Origin of the sequence: Plantactinospora sp. WMMC1484, from assembly GCF_049315195.1 — a bacterium.
GTDB lineage: Bacteria > Actinomycetota > Actinomycetes > Mycobacteriales > Micromonosporaceae > Plantactinospora.
Map to the genome: position 1 here is coordinate 6,592,951 of NZ_CP186055.1, position 18,469 is coordinate 6,611,419.

The following is an 18,469-nucleotide window of genomic DNA, read 5'->3' on the forward strand; positions in this document are numbered from 1 at the left end:
TCCAGATTAGAGTATCTGAACTCATTATCTCACGATCCGCACGACACAAAAACCGAAGCTACTGTCAAGGCGCTGACCCGCCCCGCTACCTCGCAGTGTTCTGCCATACGAGTGGCCGAGCCCTAAGAAACAACGTAAGGGACTCGGTCTCGATCCAGGCACCCCATCACTGCCTCATACTGACTACTGTGCACTACCAGAATCGCCAGACGTTCTGCCCGCGAGGCCGCGACGTAAAGCACCCGCCGCGCCTCGCCCCCCATGTTGCCGCTCCAAAGACTGACCCCCGAATCCTCCGGAGAGGAGTCGCGCGGCGGCGGCCCGACAGCTACGGCTACGGCCGGTGCCTGCAAACCCTTGTAACCGTGGATCGTACGCCATTGGAGTACGCCCGAACCAGGTGCGGGAACGTCAGGCCAGACATCGCGATTCGGTTTTCTCAAACCGGACGTACTTGCCCAGTTCCAACCCAGGGCGGCGAGCAGTCCTTTCACCTGTTCTTGAAACCTTGACGGCGCAGCGATGTATGGATTTGGCAGGGAGGCAAGCCGCAGAGCCCCATCGCGGAAGGTCCGCTGGTCTAATCCTGCAACCTTGAAAAAGTCCTCATCCGGACTGTGATGTAGGGATTCATTGGCCAACTCACGGAGCACCGCCTCGATCCCTATGACGGACTGAGTCCGAACTCGCGTAGTTTGGCCGAGATCCTGGAAGAGCGCTACGCTCCGTGCTAACCTCACCAGACGGCTAGAGGATCGCTCGCTTGGCTCAGGCCCTGCGGCCGAACAGGCACGCGCGACACTTTCCGCATACGCCAGAACCACCGTGTCTGCGGGAGCGATACCGGCCTTGTCGACAAGCGGAACGATCAAATCGTGAGCCTGGTTCCAGTTCGACACTTTCAGCACGAATATCGGCTGAGACTCGGCAGCCCATTTGCCAGACGCCACATCAACTGCGTCGCCGTGCCGAAGGCTGTTCACGAGGTTGCATATCGGTGGCGAGCTACGAAAATTGCCATCGAGTCGCTCGCCACGCGGGACTCTGGCAATCAACCGCCTAACGCCACTTGGCGATGCTCCGCGGAAGTCATAAATTGCCTGGTCCAGGTCGCCAACCATGACGACGTTGATTTTAGCTTCGATCAGGAACTCGATGAGTTGAATATCTGAGTCGCAGCAATCCTGCACCTCGTCAACGATCACTTCGGCGAAGCGGTTTGACAGCAGATAGCGGAGCACGCGGATATGTTTTGCGTCAGTAAGGTACTCAGCCATGAGGAGTCGAGACGCAGCGCAGTCGATAACTCCGTTGGCGTGGAGCCTGTTCCAGAGCTTGGCAGCGCTCGTCTCGGCGCGTCCACGGTCGTGCAGCCCGAGCCCACGTAGCCATGTTCGCAACTCAATGGGAGCTTGTGACGGCACTAACGTCGCCGCTCCGTCGGCGGCAAACGTGAACCATGCTAGCCGAAAGGGGGCGCTGTTAATTCCACTGACGTTGAAGGAGGTGCTCGGAACGGTATCCCACTTGTCCTTGAACGACGGCGCCTTGCCATGTATGGACGAGAAGACCGGCCGCACCAAATAGCGGTTTATGAAGCCGTCGATAGTCCCGACGTAGTTGGGGGCAGCGAGAAGATCGGGTGTATCTACACACCGGGCGCGGGCCTCATCAATGGCTGCGTTCGTGAAAGACAGAAGGGCAACTCCCCGCCGGTCTGTTACGCCTGGCCGCTCCACGAAGCGCTGGACGATACTCTGGGTCTTACCTGCACCGGGGCATGCCTCAACGAACCGACTACCAGGTTCTCGGATGAGCGCGAGTTGTGGATCCGTGAACTCGATCGGCACGCTTATGCACCGCCCTGCTTCAGAGCAGACTCGACAGCTTCCTTCAGATAGCCTGGACACTCGAAGGGCTGCCCCGCGAGGATTAGAGTGGCAACGTCGTGGGCGAACTCGCCCTTGCCGATGAAGCGTTTGGTCTTACGTAGCTTCCGATAGAAGACCTCGGCTGGGCTGTCGGCGTCCTTAACGGTGCGCCAGAATTTTTGCGAGCGAGGCTTCTGACGGCGGAAGGCTGCGCCCATCAGATCACCGTTGATAGCAAACGGTTCCATTAGGTCGGCCTCAAGCGTGAATCGGGACTGCGCGACCGTCAATGCCGACTGCGCTGACAAACTGGCGGCCAGAGCGAGCAGATCAGATTTGCGGTTTAGTACGACGAGATCGTCATCCTCGTCTTCACCTTCGGCGCCGTCGCCCTTGTTTTTCTCGTCGGGTTCTTCGTCGGCGGGAACGGGTGGATCGCCATCAGTGACCACTACCAGGTGGTCCACCAAGCGGACCCCATCCACTTCTTGGAGCATAAGCTTGACGTACGGCGCAAAATCGACACTTCCGACGTTGACTATCGATAACGCATGGAACCTCCGCCGCAATCGCTTGTGCTCTTCGGTGTCGCCCCCGTAGAGACACTTCGTAACAAGAGCGGGAAGCAATACCGCCTCCGCAATCCCCTCAACGAGAATGACGCGGTTAGCGAACAGCAACTCTGCGCGCGTGACGTCGAGGTATTGGTCGATCTTGCGGCGGTCGTCCGGTTCAAGATCGATGCTCGCCAGCGGGAGGGTGGCGGTCGTGCGAACGGTGACCTTGTTGCCCTTTGCGTCCTGTCCCTCCTCGTGAAGCGTCTTCAGCACGACGATGTTCTCAGTACCGACAGCGCTTGCGAGGTTCGGCGAGTGGGTCGTGGCGATCACCTGGATGCGTCCGGCTGGCCCTGCGCTGTCGTCGCGCAGTGATTCGGCCGCTTGGTCCCGCAGGTAGTCGAGCAGTACTGCTTGGAGCTGGGGATGGAGATGCGCTTCGGGCTCCTCGACCAAGAACAGCGTTAGCTCAGAGTCCTTGGCGTTCTGTAGCTCCAGGATGACCGTCGCCATGAACAGTAGGTTCGCGTACCCGAGGCCGGATTCCTCAATGTCCCCTGGCGTTACGTCGTGCTCGGCCATCTTGAGTCGCAGTGCCCGCGCGAGACGGTACAGCTCAAAGGTTTGGAAGCTGACGTCCACGGTCTGAGCGCGCACGCCGTCCGTTAGGTCACTGACGTGGGCCTGGAGCTTGGCGCGCGTGTCCTTGATCGCGTCATGCTTCTCCAGCTCCTTGAACGCCTCATTGGCCTTCTCTACGAAGTCCTCGCGGGGCTTTTCGTTCGTGAGGTACTTCATGATCATCGCTAACCGGCTCCCACGGGCCGAGTCCAGCTCGCGACGGGCGTCGCGCAGCGGCTCCAGGTACACGTGGTTGATCTGGTCACGCTTCTCGGGCTCAACGTCGGGACCGGCTTCCTTGCCCGCCAGGTTCTCGACGCGCGCTCTGGGGGTCGACTCGGACTTCGGGTGGAAGCGGGTGGTGTACCACGCGGACCCGGTGGACACGTCGAGCGCTGTGAGATATTGCCCATGCTGGAACTTCGTCAGTCCCGCGAATTCAGCGACGAGGTCCACATGCTCCTTGCTGCCGAAGGAAGGATCACCGTCCTCGAAGTATCGCGTACGGCGTCGGCTTAGCGGCGTCGTGGCCAGCCGGAGGGCCTCGATAACATTCGACTTGCCAGAGTTGTTCTCGCCAACAAGCAACGTCAGATTCGGCCGAAACGTCACAGCAACGTCGATGCAGGATCTAAAGTTCTTGATCTCGAAGGAGCGCAAGTACATACCCTTGAGGGGCTCGTCTTGCGGTGGAGACGATTTGGTTGACGCCACTTCGGGCATTGGTCGGGCAGGCTCCTTGCCAGTTAGATGATCTCTACTATGCTGATCTTGAAGCAACAAGAGCGGCTCGTCAAGATCGAGAATCGCCGGGCTTGAATCACCGCGTGTGGACGCCCAGGAGGATAGCGCAACGATCCTGAGTTGGGCCTTCTCGGCCAGGTTCGGGGCGAAGATTCACGTCTACGAACGCAACCAGAGGTCCGAACGGACAAGCTGCGCCAACCATGTGACTGACTCTAACCGTGGTCTGGTCAGTACCAGTTTGGCACTGAAGGCCGGAATTCCGCGCAGCGTACCTGGTGCTGACGGACTCTTGAGTCAGCGATCTGTGAAGGCAGCAAAACTCCCGCCTGGAAGCTCCATCATTGCGATGCAACGCCCAGGTGGGATGCCGGGCTTGACGCCCCCGGCGGGCGCTCGTTGCGCGAATCGCGGAGCAAGTATCTCTTCCGTCCCACTTCGATCATTCGATCACGATGTTACTTAATCCCGACCTGGAACCAACCATTGCTGTTGTCCGGCGGGCTCATCCACGTCGGGTTGCTCTGGCCGATCTGGTAGCCGCTGGTCTCGGTCGCCGAGTGGATCTCGACACGCCCGAACCCAACGTTGCGGGTCTTGATAGACCACAGATCTTTGTGGATAGTGTGGGACCATCCGTTGTCCTGCTTCTTGCTGCCGAACCGTGCGCCGCTGTGGTCGGCGGCCTGGTGCCCGTCTACCCCTCTTGCAGCTCCGCCATCGCCCGAGCAATAACCTCCCGCGCTGGCTTGCCGACGACGGCCGACGCTTGCAGGAGTGCAAACGCCCGTGAGTACACGGCGATCTCCCGAGGCTGCGTGACCTCCAACCCGGCCGACATGGTCTCGATTTGCACCATGCGTTCGTCGAAGATCCAGAAGCTGCCCTGCGCCAGGCACTTCCGCTCACCCGCGGCCGGGATGATCCCCAGGCTTACCCGAGGCAGCGACATCACGGCCAGCAGGCGGTCGAGCTGCCCGAGCATGACGTCAGTGCCTCACTGTCGCTCCTGAGCAACGCGTACGAGCTCTACCAGAGCGCCACCCCATCGATCCGACGCCAGCTGAACCAGGCAGTCTGGGGCCCGTTCACTGTGCATGAGGAGGGAGTGCGGGCCGACCTTGTCTTGCCGTTCGGTGTGCTGCTGACACCGCAGCAGGCAGGCGGCAACGAGGCGGTCGAGACCAGTGCGGAGCCGGTGTCTGCCGATGAGACAGGCGTGTCCGGTACGTCATGGTTCGAGGCGCAATTCACCGAAAACAACAACCGCGCCCCCTTGAGGGAGCGCGGTTCTAACTTGATCTATATGGTGGGCGATACTGGGTTTGAACCAGTGACCTCTTCCGTGTCAAGGAAGCGCGCTCCCACTGCGCCAATCGCCCTCGCTTGTCGCCGAGGTGGAGACGGGATTTGAACCCGTGTACACGGCTTTGCAGGCCGTTGCCTCGCCTCTCGGCCACTCCACCGAGGTTGCCCCCGACATGTGGCGGCATCTCCGAGCGGACGACGGGACTCGAACCCGCGACCCTCACCTTGGCAAGGTGATGCGCTACCAACTGCGCTACGTCCGCTTGTCATCCGGTGTTTCCTGGTGACGGATGAGAACTTTAGCCGAGGCCGCGAACAGATGCCAACTCGGGGGCCGCTCGGCGGCGCCGAGCCGGACCCGGCGGCCTTCCGGCTCCCGCCAGCCAGGCAGGAGCCCTTCATCCTACCCGCCGTTCACATCACCGCCGGTGGTGCATCCTAGGAACCTGGGATCTTGTTTCCAGGCAGGACGGCCGCGGTCGAAGTCGATGACGTCTACCTGGCAGCCCCCAGGTCGTCGAGGGCCCGTACGGCACCGCGGTGCAGCGGCACCGGCGCGGTCTTCCGGGCGGTGTCCAGGCTGATCTCCCCGGCCGCCGCGTTGGCCTGCTCCAACTGCGCCTTCCGATCGAAGAGCGCCCTGGTCAGCACGCAGACCAGGTTGGCGTCCAGGTCCTCCTTCACCAGCAGGACGTTCGGCACCACGATGGTCCTGACGTCGGCCGGGGTGCCGTACGTCGCCGCCGGGATCACCCCTTCCTCGTACACCTGGTTGATTCTCTTCAGCTCGGCGAGCAACGGCGTGACGTCCAGGAAGCTGACCCGGTCCCGGGTGGTGGTGAGCAGATCGGTGATGCCCGGGGTGGGCAGGCCGCCCGACCAGAAGAACGCGTCGATCGAGCCGTCCTTGACCCCGTCCACGGTCTTGGCCAGGTCGAGGCGCTGCGCCTGGACGTCCTTTGCCGGGTCGAGACCGGCCGCCTGGAGCAGCCGGTTGGCGATGACCTCGGTGCCCGACTTCGGCGAACCGGTGGAGACCCGCTTGCCACGCATGTCGGCGACCGAGCTGATCCCGGCGCCGTTGCGCACGATCACCTGCGTGTAGTTGGTGTGGATCCGGGAGAGTGCCTGCACCGGCTGCCGCTGCCCCTCGAAACTCCCGGTGCCCTGCACCGCGTCGGCGGCGGTGTCGGCGAGCGAGAAGGCCACCGCGTAGGTGCCGGCGACGAGCTGCTGGATGTTCTGCACCGAGGCTCCGGTCTCGGCCGCGGTGGCCTTGACCTTGCTGCCGGGAGCGTTGGAGACCTGTTCGGCGTAGGCGTTGCCGAGCGCGAAGTAGACCCCGGTGGCGTTACCGGTCGCGATCCCGATCCGGGTCTCCGCGCCCACCTCGCAGGTGACCTCCCCACCCGCGTCGGTGCTGGCAGTGTCCTGCCGGCCGCCGCAGCCGGCGGCACCGCTCAGCCCCAGGCCGGCGGCCGTGACCGCCGCCAGAATCCTCGTCGCACGCTTCGTCCGGCTTCCCGCATCCTTCGTCCGGCTTCCCACAGGCCTCATCTCGGATCCTCTCCTGGTGCGGCGTTCACTCGACGTCCTCGGTCCGGAGCCGGGCCGCCGGGAGCCGGGCCGCCGTCGGCCACGGTGGCGCCGGCCTGGTCGGTAACGGGCGGGGTGGCGGCGGCGGCCTGGTCGGTAACGGGCGGGGTGGCGGCGGCCGATCCTGTCCCGGGCGTACGGCCGCGGCGGAGCAGCGCCGTCAGCACGGCGATCGTGAGCAGCCCGCCGCCGATCCCGATCGACAGCGGGTGCAGGTAGAGCAGCAACAGGCCGGCGAGGGCGCTGAGAATCCGCTCGACTCCGCCGGCCGGTCCGACGCCCAACATCCAGCCACCGGTTGCCATGGCGAGCGCCGCGACGCCGAGGCAGCCGACCAGGCCCGCCCAGAGCACCTCCACCGGGGAGCCCCGGCCGAGCAGGTACTCCCCCGGCCCGGTGAGCACGAAGGCGACCGGGGCGAGGAAGGCCGGCAGGGCGTACTTGAGCGCCTGCCACATGGTCGGCACGGTCCGCCCGCCGGTGATCGCCGCCGCGCCGACCGCGGCCAGCGCGGTCGGCGGGGTGACCTCGGAGAGTACCGAGTAGTAGAAGACGAACATCGCCGCCGCCGGGGCCGGTACGCCGAGCGCGAGCAGCGCCGGACCGATGATCACCCAGCCGATGATGAACGAGGCGGTGACCGGCACGGCGAGTCCGAGCAGTGCGAGCGCCACCGCGGCGAGGAGCACGGTCAGCGCCAGCACCACGGCCGGGTTGTCGGTGACCGCCTCGGCGCCCCGGACCAGCAGCGAGGCGAACTGTGCGCCGAGGCCGGTCTTGGTGGTGGTGGCGGTGATGATGCCGGCCGCACCGCAGACGGCGGCGACCGGGAGCACCCCGCGCACCCCGGTGGAGAGGGCGGTGAAGAGCCGTCGTGGGGTGAGCCAGGCCCGCCGGTCGAGGAAGCTGAGCAGCACCGCCAGCCCGGTGGCGTAGACGACCGCCCGGGTGGCGCTCATCCCGAGCGTGAGCAGCACGACGATGACGACCAGCGAGGAGAAGTGGTAGCCGAACCGGCCCAGCAGCCGCCAGACCGAGCTGCTCGCCACCTCGACCGGGCGTACCGCGAACCGGCGGGCGTCGATCTCGACGGCGAGCAGGATGCCGAGGTAGTAGAGCAGGGTCGGGATCACCGCCCAGCCGAGCACGGTGAGGTAGGAGACCTCGAGGTATTCGGCGACGATGAAGGCGGCCGCCCCCAGGGTGGGCGGGGAGAGGATCGCCCCGACGCCGGCGGCGGCGAGCATTCCGCCCGCGTGCTCGGCCGGGTAGCCGGCCCGGCGCAGGATGGGCCAGGTGACCGCGCCGATGCTGACCGCCGTCGCGGTGCCGGAGCCGGAGACGGTGCCGAGCAGGAACCCGGAGGCGACGGCGGTGCGGCCGGCGGCGCTGCGGGACCGCCGGAAGGCCGCCACCGAGAGGTCGACGAAGAAGCGTCCGGCGCCGGAGAGGTCGAGCACCGCGCCGTAGATCGTGAAGAGCACGATGTAGGTGGCGGCGACGTCCAGCGGGGTGCCGTAGAAGCCGCTGCCGGAGTTGTAGAGTGCGTCGACGATCTGTCCGAAGTCGAGCCCGGCGTGCGCCACCGCCCAGCTCTGCGGCAGCAGCCCGCCGTAGTAGCCGTAACCGAGGAAGAGCAGGCAGACCACCGGCAGGACCCAGCCGGTGGTGCGGCGGCATGCCTCGATCAGCAGCACCAGCAGCAGCGCGCCCATCGCCACGTCGACCGGGGCGAGCAGCCCCTGCCGGTCGAGGAAGGCGTCGTATCCGCCGCCGGCGTCGGCGATCCGCAGCGGCAGCACCGGATAGGCGCAGACCACGAGGGCGAGCCCGGCCAGCAGCCAGTCAGGCACCGTCGGCCGGTCCCGGCGCCGCGCGGGCGGGCCCTCCGGATCGGGTACGTGAACAGCCGTTCCCGCCCGAAGCCGGCTCGTCGCCCAACCCGGCAGCCGGCCCGCGGGCCCGGCCGGCAACCGGCTCGCCAGCCCGGCCGGCAACCGCAGCCCCGAGCGGTACGTGAGGAAGACCAACGGCAGCACGCCGGTCAGAAAGATGATCAGGTAGAACTGGCTGCCCTGGGCGAGTGGCCGGAACACCTGCCAGAGCACCAGCAGCGCGACGGCGAAGGCGACCACCGCCACCCCGAGTCCGACCGGGCCGGTGAGTCGTCGGGCCGGCCGTTCCTCGTCGTCGTAGGTCACGGCGGCGGCCGTGTCCGGAGTGGCCGGTGTGACGCTGTGCCCGCCCATGCCGCCGGGGGTCTCCGGCACCTCGCGCGGGGTGGACCCGGCCGGTGCCGGCCCGGGCGCGGGCTTCGCCGCCGGCGGGGTGTCCGCCACACCGTCTGGCATGAGCGGACATTACTACGGGGTACCGATCGGTGCGGATCTTTGTCTGCCTGGCGGTCGCCCCGGCGGGCCGGGTGGTCGGTGCGGCGGGCCGGGTGGTCGGCCTGCTGCGCCGGACGGTCCGATCCCGCCGCCGACCTCGGCGATGACCGGCGCCGTGGCGCGCGGCTTCTGATGCGCTAGTGGACAGTCTGACCCGCTAGTAACTTATCCGACGTGTTGATGGCTTATTGTCCCCGCCAGAATGGGCTAACGTAGCCGCGTGACGAGACGTGCGGCAGAGGTGCGCCTGGATGCGCTGTTGCGCACCGCCTGCGACGTGATCGCAACGCGCGGACTGGCCAACACGCGCACGGCCGACGTGGCCCAGGCCGCCGGGGTGAGCCAGGCACTGGTCTTCTACCACTTCGCCACCAAGGAGCGGCTGGTCGCCCAGGCGTTCGCGTACGCCGCCGAGCAGGATCTGACCCGGCTCGACGCGGTGCTCCGCTCCGCCGCCACCCCGCTGGTCAAGCTCAAGAAGCTGCTCCGCCTCTACACCCCGCCGGGCCGCTCCCGTTCCTGGGCGATGTGGATCGACGGGTGGTCGGAGTCGCTGCGCACCCCGGAGCTGGAGAAGGTGTCGCGGCGGCTGGACCTGCGCCGGCGGGAGGGGCTCGGCGAGGTGATCGCGGCCGGGGTGGCGGACGCCGTCTTCACCTGCGACGACCCGGCCGGGGCCGCCTGGCGGATCAATGCGCTGATCGACGGGCTGGCCGTGCAGCTCGCGGTGCACGACCGGGTGATCCCGCGCCGCCAGCTCACCGAGTGGGTACGCCTCTCGGTCGCCCGCGAGCTCGGGCTGCTCCCCGACCAGTTGGACTGACCGCACTTCCCGGCGGGCGACTCCGGTTGCGGGCAGAATCGGGCCATGGACCTGTTGACGACCTACCGGCGTACGGTGGCCGACTTCGCCGACCAGGTCGGCCGGGTCGGCTCCGACCAGTGGACCGCGCCGACGCCCTGTGCTGACTGGGACGTCCGGACCCTGGTCAACCACGTCATCGGGGAGGAGCGCTGGTCGGAACCGCTCTTCGCCGGGGCGTCCCTGGACGAGGTCGGCGACCGCTTCGCCGGTGACCTGCTCGGCGCCGATCCCGCCGCTGCCGCCCGGGAGGCGGCCGAGCGGGCCTGCCGGGCGCCGGCCGACCCGGCCGCCCTCGACCGCGACGTGGAACTGTCGGCCGGGCCGACGGCGGGCCGGGAGTACCTGCACCAGTTGCTGGCCGAGCACGTGGTGCACGGCTGGGATCTGGCGGTCGCCATCGGCGTCGAGCCCCGACTCGATCCGGAGGGCGTCCGGGAGTGCGCCCGGTGGTTCGGCGGGCGGGTGCCGATGTACCGGGCCGGCGGGCTGACCGAACCCGGCGTGCCGGTGCCGCCGGACGCGAGCGACCAGGACCGGCTGGTCGCCGCCTTCGGGCGGGATCCGGACTGGCATCCGGAGATGTGAATCGATTCATGAATGTCGCGCATCCCCGGAAGGCGGTCCCGACCAGATGCGGGGCGCCGCCACCTCCATTGACAGGCCCGACCGGCCGGCGGTACCTTCGGGCGGCTTGTTGAATGGTTTCATCACCGCCTCACCACCGGGGCGCGTACGCACCCCTGGGAGGGTGTGCCGCCAGGAGCCGATGGGATAGTCGACCATGACAACTGGGACCCTGCGCAGGCCGCCGCCCCGGCCCGCCGCACCCGACGGCACCGCCGCCGGAGCCCGGGCCCGACACCGGCGCCACCGGCCCGGGATCGCGTACCTCTTCCTCTCCCCGTGGGTCCTCGGTGCGCTGCTGCTGACCGTCGGTCCGATGCTCGCCTCGCTCTACCTGTCGTTCACGGACTACGACCTCTTCACCACCCCCGGGTGGGTTGGCCTGGAGAACTACCAGCGGCTCTTCGCCGACGACGCGCGGTTCCTCGCCTCGGCCAAGGTCACCGCGATGTACGTGCTGATCTCCGTACCGCTGAAGCTGGCCGCCGCCCTGGCGGTGGCGCTGCTACTCAACCGCAAGCGGCGCGGGCAGGGCTTCTACCGGTCGGCCTTCTACGCCCCCTCGCTGCTCGGCACCGGTGTGGCGATCGCGCTGGTCTGGCGGGCGATGTTCACCGACGCGGGCGTGGTCGACTCGGTCACCGGCAGCTTCGGCTGGGACACCGGCGGCTGGATCAACGAGCCGGACTACGCGCTCTACGTGCTGATCATCCTGGCCGTCTGGCAGTTCGGCGCGCCGATGGTGATCTTCCTGGCCGGTCTGAAGCAGATCCCGACCGAGCTCTACGACGCCGCCGCGGTCGACGGCTCCGGCACCTGGCGCACCTTCCGCTCGGTGACGCTGCCGATGCTCTCCCCGATCATCCTGTTCAACCTGGTGCTGGAGACGATCCACGCCTTCCAGGCGTTCACCCCGGCGTTCATCGTCAGCGGTGGCCGGGGCGGGCCGAGCAACTCCACCCTCTTCTACACCCTCTACCTCTACGAGCGCGGCTTCTCGCAGTTCCGGATGGGCTACGCCTCTGCAATGGCCTGGCTGCTGCTGCTCGTCATAGCGATCATCACGGCACTGTTCTTCGGCACCTCGCGCCGCTGGGTGTTCTACTCCGGGGAGGACCGGTGAGCACGCTCTCCGACGGCCTGTCGACCCGCACACCGGCGGATCGCCGACCAGGTACGGTCGCGGCCCGGCTGCGTACGGCCGGCTGGCACGCACTGATCATCGGGGTGCTGGCCCTGCTGCTGTATCCGGTCGTGTGGCTGCTGGCCACCTCGGTCAAGCCGACCGACGAGATCCTGTCGAGCCTGAGCCTGCTGCCGAGCCGGCTGGCACCGGAGAACTACGCGGCCGCGGTGGACGGAATCGCCGGGATCGGCGTCTGGCGGTTCTTCACCAACTCGGTGATCGTGGCGGTCGGCGCGGTGATCGGCAACCTGGTCTCCTGCGCGCTCGCCGCGTACGCCTTCGCCCGGTTGCGTTTCCGGCTGCGCGGGCCGCTCTTCGCGTTCACCCTGCTGACCATCATGTTGCCGTACCACGTGGTGCTGATTCCGCAGTACACGATCTTCCAGAAGCTGGACCTGGTCGGCGGCTTCGTGCCGCTGATCCTGCCCAAGCTGCTCGCCACCGACGCGTTCTTCGTCTTCCTGATGGTGCAGTTCATCCGGGGGCTGCCGCGCGAGCTGGACGACGCGGCGGAGATCGACGGCTGTGGCCCGGTGCTCACCTTCCGGTACGTGATCCTGCCGCTGCTCAAGCCGGCCCTGGTCACCACCGCGATCTTCACATTCATCTGGACCTGGAACGACTTCTTCAGCCAGCTCGTCTACCTCAACGACCCCGAGTCCTACACGCTGCCGCTGGCGCTGCGCCTCTTCATCGACCAGACCAGCGAGTCGGCGTACGGGCCGATGTTCGCGATGTCGGTGCTGAGCATCGTTCCGGTGCTGCTCTTCTTCCTGGCCTTCCAGCGTTATCTGGTGGAGGGGATTGCCACCTCCGGCCTGAAGGGCTGACCGGGTCGTGTGCGGCGGCGCCGGGGACAGCGACGGTTCAGGTCGCCGGAGCGGGCCGGTCCGCGACGCGCTCTGCCGCCATGCCCAACCGCTCGACCTCGGCGCGGGTCAGTTCGCCGTCGGCGACCACGATCCGGTGCCGGCGCCGCACCGCCGTACCGGCCGGGATCGGCAGCGTCCGCGCGAAGGCGAGCGCGACGCAGACCCCGGGATAGATGCCGGTCCGCACGAACCAGTGGTCACCGTCGGCCAGGCCGGCGAAGACCAGGGTGTACGACCGGCCGCCGGCCTCGCCGACCAACGCCAGCCACGGCTCGGTGCTGCCGTTGGCCCGATCCTCCCCCTCGGCGCTGGCGGTGAGGGCCCGATGCCGTCCGGGTGCGACCCGCCAGAAGAAGCCGCCGTAGCCGGCGCCGTCCGGCCGGCCGTTGGTCGCCGGGCTGCCGAGCCGGATGTCCCGGTCGGCCGGGGCGGTGAGGGCGTAGCCGAAGTCGAGCAGCCACGCGTCGGTGCGGCCGGGCAGCTCGGCGGCGACGACCCGCCGCTCCTCGGTCAGCAGGATCCGGCCGGCCGGATCCCGCCAGCAGAGCCGCTCGGCGAACCCGCCGCCGGGAGCGGCTGTCGGCTCCGGCAGCCAGCCGTCGTGGAGGATCCGCCCGTGGTCGTCGCGCCAGGTGTAGCCGGTGCCCCGGACGTAGGTGCGACCGCCCCAGAGGTTGGTGCCGGAGACGTCCTGCATGGCGACCGAGACGCCCAGGTGCCAGCGGTGGTCCTCGGGCAGCGTGTCGGTCACCACCACCCCGGCCAGGGTACGCACCGGATGCAGGTACGGCCGGCGCCCCCAGCGTGGGTCGACCTCGGGATCGTCCAGGACGTACTCCGCGACGGTCCGGCCGCGCACCCGCAGCCGTACTCCGGTCGGCTCGTCCGCCATGCTCCGCCACCCTCCGTCCGGGGACTGTCGAGCTGCCCCGCTTCCGCGCCCGCCTCGCGTGCCGTCCGACGTACGGGTGCGCGGGAGCGTTACTGTCACGTCGCAGGCAGTCGACCGGTCCTGCGGCCGGAGCGCTGTCACCCGCACCCCATGCCGGACCGCCGGCTAATCTTGACACGTTTCAGGCCCGACGTTAGGGCCGCGGGAAGGAGGCGGTGGTGCCCGGACCAGCGGTGAGCATCCGTGACGTGGCCAGCCAGGCGGGTGTGTCGGTCGGCACGGTCTCCAACGTGCTCAACCGGCCCGACATCGTGGCGGCGTCGACCCGCAACCGGGTGCTGGCCGCAATCAACGAGCTCGGTTTCGTGCCCAACGACGCCGCCCGGCAGTTGCGCCGGGGGCGGGGCCGCACCCTCGGCCTGGTGGTGCTGGACGTGGCCAACCCCTTCTTCACCGACGTCGCCAAGGGGGTCGAGGACGCCACCGGCGCGGCGGGGATGGCGGTGATCTTCTGCAACAGCGACGGTGACCCGGTCAAGGAGAGCCGATACCTGGACCTGCTTGAGGAACAGCGGGTCCAGGGAGTGCTGATCACCCCGGTCGACGATGCCAACGAGCGGCTGGTCCGGCTCCGGGAACGCGGCGTACTGGTCGTCCTGCTGGATCGACGATCCACCCGGCCCGACGTCTGCTCCGTCGCGGTCGACGACCGGCTCGGCGGCGAGCTGGCGATGCGGCACCTCGTCGAGGCGGGGCACCGCCGAATCGCCTTCGTCGGCGGCCCGTGGCGGCTGGAGCAGGTGCGGGACCGGTACGACGGCGCGCAGCACGCGCTGCGCGAGGCGGGGCTCGCCGAGGAGCACCTGCGCCGGTTCGAGACGCCGAGTCCGACCGTGGCGGCCGGCCGGGACGCGGCGTCCCGGATCCTCGGCCAGCCCCGGTCCACCCGGGCCACCGCGGTCTTCTGCGCCAACGACCTGCTGGCGCTCGGCGTCCTCCAGGAACTCACCCGCCAGCAGGTCCGGGTGCCGGAGGACATCGCGCTGGTCGGCTACGACGACATCGACTTCGCCGCCGCGGCGGCGGTGCCGCTCTCCTCGGTACGCCAGCCGCGCCAGCGGCTGGGTCAGACGGCGGCGCGGCTGATGCTGGACGAGGCGAACGATCCGGAGAACCACCGTCACCAACAGGTGATCTTCGAACCGGAGCTGGTCGTCCGGGAGTCCAGCCGGTACGCCCGGACCCCCGCCTGAACGCTGCCGGACCGCCGGCCGGTCCGGTTCCTTGACAGTGCAGTGACGTCGCTCGTATGTTGAGTGCGGTTTGTTGAAACGGTTCATTGATTGGGAGGCCGCCGATGCGGCGCGTCTGCTTCGTCCTCCGGGTCCGGCCCGACCGGCTGGCCGAATACCGCGAACGACACGCGGCCGTCTGGCCGGAGATGCTCCGGGCGCTGGAGGCGGCCGGCTGGCACGACTACTCCCTCTTCTTGCACGACGACGGTCTGCTGGTCGGGCACTTCCGCACCGCCGATCTGGCCGCGTCGCTCGCCGCGATGGAGGCGACCGAGGTCAACGCCCGGTGGCAGGCCGAGATGGCCCCCTTCTTCGTGGGCCTTTCCGGCCGCCGCCCCGACGAGGGGTTCGTCGTCCTCGACGAGATCTTCAACCTGGACGCGCAGCTTGCCGCGCTCGACACCACGGAGGCCTGACATGACCGAGACCGACGTCCGGGCCGCGCTGCGCGCACAACGGATCGAGGTGCCCTCCTGGGCGTACGGGAACTCGGGCACCCGGTTCAAGGTGTTCGCCCAGCCCGGGGTGCCGCGCAACCCGGAGGAGAAGATCGCCGACGCGGCGCAGGTGCACGCGTACACCGGGGTGGCGCCGGTGGTCTCGCTGCACATCCCCTGGGACCGGGTCGACGACTTCGGCAAGCTGGCGTCGTACGCGGCCGAGCGCGGCGTGCGGATCGGCACCATCAACACGAACGTCTTCCAGGACGACGACTACCGGCTGGGCAGCGTCACCAACCCCGACCCCCGGATTCGGCGCAAGGCCCTGGGGCACCTGCTGGAGTGCGTCGACATCATGGACGCCACCGGCTCACGCGACCTGAAACTCTGGTTCTCCGACGGCACCAACTATCCCGGCCAGGACGACATCCGGGCCCGGCAGGACCGGCTCGCCGAGGCGCTCGCCGCCACCTACGACCGGCTCGGGCCGGGCCAACGGATGCTGCTGGAATACAAGTTGTTCGAGCCGGCCTTCTATCTGACCGACGTGCCGGACTGGGGCACCGCCTACGCGCACTGCCTCAGGCTGGGCGAGCGGGCCCAGGTGGTGATCGACACCGGCCACCACGCCCCGGGCACCAACATCGAGTTCATCGTCGCCTTCCTGCTCCGGGAGGGCAAGCTCGGCGCCTTCGACTTCAACTCCCGCTTCTACGCCGACGACGACCTGATGGTCGGCGCCGCCGACCCGTTCCAGCTCTTCCGGATCATGCACGAGATCGTCCGGGCCGACGCGCTGCGGGCGGAGTCCGGGGTCAACTTCATGCTCGACCAGTGCCACAACATCGAGCCGAAGATCCCGGCCCAGATCCGCTCGGTGATGAACGTGCAGGAGGCGACCGCGAAGGCGCTGCTCGTCGATGCCGGGGCGCTGGCCGCCGCGCAGGCCGCCGGGGACGTGCTCGGCGCCAACGGGGTGCTGATGGACGCCTACAACACCGACGTACGGCCACTGCTGGCGCAGGTCCGCACGGAGATGGGCCTCGACCCCGACCCGATGGCCGCGTACGCCCGCTCCGGTTACGCCGAGCGGATCGTCGCCGAGCGGGTCGGCGGGCAGCAGGCCGGATGGGGAGCATGAGGATGAGCGACCAGCCCAGCAACCCGGAGGTCGGCGCACTGCTCGGCCGGGGACACCGGCTCGGGGCGGACCGGCGCAACACCAACTACGGCGGCGGCAACACCTCGGCGAAGGCGACCGGCACCGACCCGGTCACCGGCGGCCCGGTCGAGCTGCTCTGGGTCAAGGGTTCCGGCGGGGACATCGGCACCCTCACCGAGGCGGGGCTGGCCGTGCTCCGGCTGGACCGGCTGCGTGCCCTGGTCGGCGTCTACCCCGGGGTGGAACGCGAGGACGAGATGGTCGCCGCCTTCGACTACTGCCTGCACGGCCGGGGCGGGGCGGCGCCGTCCATCGACACCGCCATGCACGGGCTGGTCGACGCCGCGCACGTCGACCACCTGCACCCGGACGCCGGGATCGCGCTGGCCACCGCGGCCGACGGCCCGGAGCTGACCCGGCGCTGCTTCGGCGACCGGGTGCTCTGGGTGCCGTGGCGCCGCCCCGGTTTCCAACTCGGCCTGGACATCGCCGCGCTGGCCCGGGACAACCCGCAGGCGATCGGCGTGATCCTCGGCGGGCACGGCATCACGGCCTGGGGCGCCACCAGCGAGGAGTGCGAGGCCCGGTCACTGGAGATCATCGAAACCGCCACCCGGTTCCTGGCCGAGCACGGCCGGCCGGAGCCGTTCGGCGCGCCGATCGAGGGGTACGCGCCGCTGCCCGCGGAACAGCGGCGGGCCCGGGCCGCCGCGCTCGCCCCGACGCTGCGCGGGCTGGCCAGCACCGACAGCCGGCAGGCCGGGCAGTTCCAGGTCGGGCACTTCACCGACGACCCGGCGGTGCTGGACTTCCTCTCCCGCACCGAGCACCCGAGGCTGGCCGCGCTCGGCACCTCCTGCCCGGACCACTTCCTGCGGACCAAGGTCCGGCCGCTCGTGCTCGACCTGCCGCCGGACGCACCGCTGCCGGACGTACTGGCCCGGCTGCGGGAGCTGCACGAGGTGTATCGGAAGGACTACCGGGCCTACTACGAGCGCTACGCCGGGCCGGACTCACCGCCGATCCGGGGTGCCGACCCGGCGATCGTGCTGGTGCCGGGGATCGGGATGTTCAGCTTCGGCCGGGACAGGCAGACCGCCCGGGTGGCCGCCGAGTACTACCTCAACGCGATAAACGTGATGCGCGGCGCCGAGGCGGTCTCGACGTACGCCCCGATCGACGAGGCGGAGAAGTTCCGGATCGAGTACTGGCAGCTCGAGGAGGCGAAGCTGCGCCGGATGCCGAAGCCGAAGGCGCTGGCCGGAAGGGTCGCCCTGGTCACCGGCGGCGGCTCCGGGATCGGCGCGGCGATCGCCCGGCGGCTCGCTGCCGAGGGCGCCTGCGTGGTGGTGGCCGATCGCAACCTCCAGGGCGCCGCGTCGGTCGCCGACGGGATCGGCGGCGCCGACCGGGCGGTCGCGGTGTCGGTGGACGTCACCGAGGCGACCGGGATCGAGGCGGCCTTCGCCGAGGCGGCGCTCGCCTTCGGCGGGGTCGACCTGGTGGTCAACAACGCGGGGCTGTCGATCTCGAAGTCGCTGCTGGAGACGACCGAGGCGGACTGGGACCTCCAACACGACGTGATGGCCAAGGGCTCCTTCCTGGTCTCCCGGGCCGCCGCCCGGCTCATGCTCGACCAGGGCCTCGGCGGGGACCTCGTCTACATCTCCAGCAAGAACTCGGTCTTCGCCGGTCCCAACAACATCGCCTACAGCGCGGCAAAGGCCGACCAGGCACACCAGGTACGCCTGCTCGCCGCCGAACTCGGCGAGCACGGCATCCGGGTCAACGGCGTCAACCCGGACGGCGTGGTACGCGGCTCCGGGATCTTCGCCAGCGGCTGGGGCGCCCAGCGCGCCGCCGTCTACGGGGTGCCCGAGGAGGAGCTGGGTGCCTACTACGCCCGCCGTACGCTGCTGAAGCGGGAGGTACTGCCGGAGCACGTCGCGAACGCGGTCTTCGCGCTGACCGGTGGCGAGCTGTCGCACACCACCGGGCTGCACGTGCCGGTCGACTCCGGCGTGGCCGCCGCGTTCCTTCGGTGAC

General features: G+C 68.6%; 14 protein-coding genes and 3 tRNA genes. 8 read left to right on the forward strand and 9 right to left on the reverse strand.

The window, feature by feature from the left end; genetic code table 11:
- Window positions 1-122: 122 nt before the first annotated feature.
- The 8 genes from ACN28C_RS28270 to ACN28C_RS28305 all read right to left on the reverse strand — a co-directional run bounded on the left by ACN28C_RS28270 (window position 123) and on the right by ACN28C_RS28305 (window position 9,048).
- Window positions 123-1,850, reverse strand: a complete 1,728-nt coding sequence (locus tag ACN28C_RS28270) for a UvrD-helicase domain-containing protein (RefSeq protein WP_422770560.1) — start codon at window positions 1,848-1,850, stop codon at window positions 123-125.
- A 2-nt stretch (window positions 1,851-1,852) separates the two neighbouring features.
- Entirely contained in the window at window positions 1,853-3,709 is a 1,857-nt protein-coding gene (locus tag ACN28C_RS28275) for an ATP-dependent nuclease (RefSeq protein ID WP_422770561.1), read from the reverse strand.
- Between the two features lie 781 nt (window positions 3,710-4,490).
- Window positions 4,491-4,778: a Scr1 family TA system antitoxin-like transcriptional regulator gene (locus ACN28C_RS28280; protein ID WP_422770562.1), complete on the reverse strand. Its 288-nt coding sequence runs from the start codon at window positions 4,776-4,778 to the stop codon at window positions 4,491-4,493.
- Window positions 4,779-5,100: 322 nt separating this feature from the next.
- Window positions 5,101-5,175, reverse strand: a tRNA-Val gene (locus tag ACN28C_RS28285).
- A 13-nt stretch (window positions 5,176-5,188) separates the two neighbouring features.
- Window positions 5,189-5,259, reverse strand: a tRNA-Cys gene (locus ACN28C_RS28290).
- A 32-nt stretch (window positions 5,260-5,291) separates the two neighbouring features.
- Window positions 5,292-5,364 (reverse strand) — tRNA-Gly (locus ACN28C_RS28295).
- A gap of 232 nt (window positions 5,365-5,596) precedes the next feature.
- Window positions 5,597-6,658: a TAXI family TRAP transporter solute-binding subunit gene (locus ACN28C_RS28300; RefSeq protein ID WP_422770563.1), complete on the reverse strand. Its 1,062-nt coding sequence runs from the start codon at window positions 6,656-6,658 to the stop codon at window positions 5,597-5,599.
- Window positions 6,655-9,048 (reverse strand): TRAP transporter permease, encoded by a 2,394-nt coding sequence (locus ACN28C_RS28305; RefSeq protein ID WP_422770564.1) that lies wholly within the window; start codon window positions 9,046-9,048, stop codon window positions 6,655-6,657. Before ACN28C_RS28305 ends, ACN28C_RS28300 begins: the two co-directional genes overlap by 4 nt.
- A gap of 259 nt (window positions 9,049-9,307) precedes the next feature.
- On the opposite strand from ACN28C_RS28305, the gene ACN28C_RS28310 reads away from it, so the two are divergent.
- From ACN28C_RS28310 to ACN28C_RS28325, 4 genes are all read left to right on the forward strand, one after another.
- Entirely contained in the window at window positions 9,308-9,910 is a 603-nt protein-coding gene (locus tag ACN28C_RS28310; RefSeq protein ID WP_422770565.1) for a TetR/AcrR family transcriptional regulator, read from the forward strand.
- Window positions 9,911-9,955: 45 nt separating this feature from the next.
- On the forward strand, window positions 9,956-10,537 hold the full coding sequence (locus ACN28C_RS28315; RefSeq protein WP_422770566.1) for a TIGR03086 family metal-binding protein: 582 nt from the start codon (window positions 9,956-9,958) through the stop codon (window positions 10,535-10,537).
- A 196-nt stretch (window positions 10,538-10,733) separates the two neighbouring features.
- On the forward strand, window positions 10,734-11,699 hold the full coding sequence (locus tag ACN28C_RS28320) for a carbohydrate ABC transporter permease (protein WP_422770567.1): 966 nt from the start codon (window positions 10,734-10,736) through the stop codon (window positions 11,697-11,699).
- Window positions 11,696-12,592: a carbohydrate ABC transporter permease gene (locus ACN28C_RS28325; RefSeq protein ID WP_422770568.1), complete on the forward strand. Its 897-nt coding sequence runs from the start codon at window positions 11,696-11,698 to the stop codon at window positions 12,590-12,592. The genes ACN28C_RS28320 and ACN28C_RS28325 overlap by 4 nt, the downstream gene beginning before the upstream one ends.
- Before the next feature lie 37 nt (window positions 12,593-12,629).
- Here the strand turns inward: ACN28C_RS28325 and ACN28C_RS28330 are convergent, their stop codons facing one another.
- Window positions 12,630-13,526: a PmoA family protein gene (locus tag ACN28C_RS28330; protein ID WP_422770569.1), complete on the reverse strand. Its 897-nt coding sequence runs from the start codon at window positions 13,524-13,526 to the stop codon at window positions 12,630-12,632.
- Between the two features lie 218 nt (window positions 13,527-13,744).
- Here ACN28C_RS28330 and ACN28C_RS28335 point away from each other — a divergent pair, with 218 nt between their 5' ends.
- From ACN28C_RS28335 to ACN28C_RS28350, 4 genes are all read left to right on the forward strand, one after another.
- A complete protein-coding gene (locus ACN28C_RS28335; protein ID WP_422770570.1) occupies window positions 13,745-14,779 on the forward strand; it encodes a LacI family DNA-binding transcriptional regulator in 1,035 nt (344 codons plus the stop codon).
- A gap of 104 nt (window positions 14,780-14,883) precedes the next feature.
- A complete protein-coding gene (locus ACN28C_RS28340) occupies window positions 14,884-15,237 on the forward strand; it encodes an L-rhamnose mutarotase (RefSeq protein ID WP_422770571.1) in 354 nt (117 codons plus the stop codon).
- 1 nt (window position 15,238) lies between these two features.
- Window positions 15,239-16,402, forward strand: a complete 1,164-nt coding sequence (gene rhaI, locus ACN28C_RS28345; protein ID WP_422770572.1) for an L-rhamnose isomerase — start codon at window positions 15,239-15,241, stop codon at window positions 16,400-16,402.
- Window positions 16,403-16,404: 2 nt separating this feature from the next.
- Window positions 16,405-18,468, forward strand: coding sequence for a bifunctional aldolase/short-chain dehydrogenase (locus tag ACN28C_RS28350; protein WP_422770573.1), 2,064 nt, complete (start codon window positions 16,405-16,407; stop codon window positions 18,466-18,468).
- The last annotated feature ends 1 nt before the right edge of the window (window position 18,469 follow it).